This window comes from Pseudomonas sp. JR33AA, assembly GCF_021378985.1.
Classification (GTDB): domain Bacteria; phylum Pseudomonadota; class Gammaproteobacteria; order Pseudomonadales; family Pseudomonadaceae; genus Aquipseudomonas; species Aquipseudomonas alloputida.
Map to the genome: position 1 here is coordinate 1 of NZ_JAJSAW010000062.1, position 367 is coordinate 367.

Sequence of the window (367 nt, forward strand, 5' to 3'; positions counted from 1 at the left end):
GTGCTGACCGGAGCCTTGTCCAGCGTCAGTTGCTCGAACTTGCCGACATCCGCACCTGCAACGGTAGCGATCGATTTGATCACAGGGTCATTAGCGCCGACGTAGACGTTGTCCGGAGCAGTCACGGTGGTAGTGCCCACGGTGCCATTGGCCGGCACGGTGATGACGGTTTTGCCGTCGTTCAGCGTGAAGGTCAGTGCACTGTGGTTGTTGATCGGCAGGCCGTCTTTGTTGGTCAGTGTGATGGTGTAGATGATCTCCCCGCCTTCGGTGACCGAAGGGGTGGCGGTCAACTTGGCCACCACTTCGTCGGTGGTGTCGGTCACTTGAACGGTAGCCGCACCGCCCAGTTGCAGGTTCTCGAACG

General features: G+C 59.7%; 1 protein-coding gene. It reads right to left on the reverse strand.

Features of this window, described 5'->3' with window-relative positions; all coding sequences use genetic code 11:
- The coding region (locus tag LVS58_RS25015) for an immunoglobulin-like domain-containing protein (RefSeq protein ID WP_233693251.1) at window positions 1-367 on the reverse strand (367 nt) is incomplete at both ends.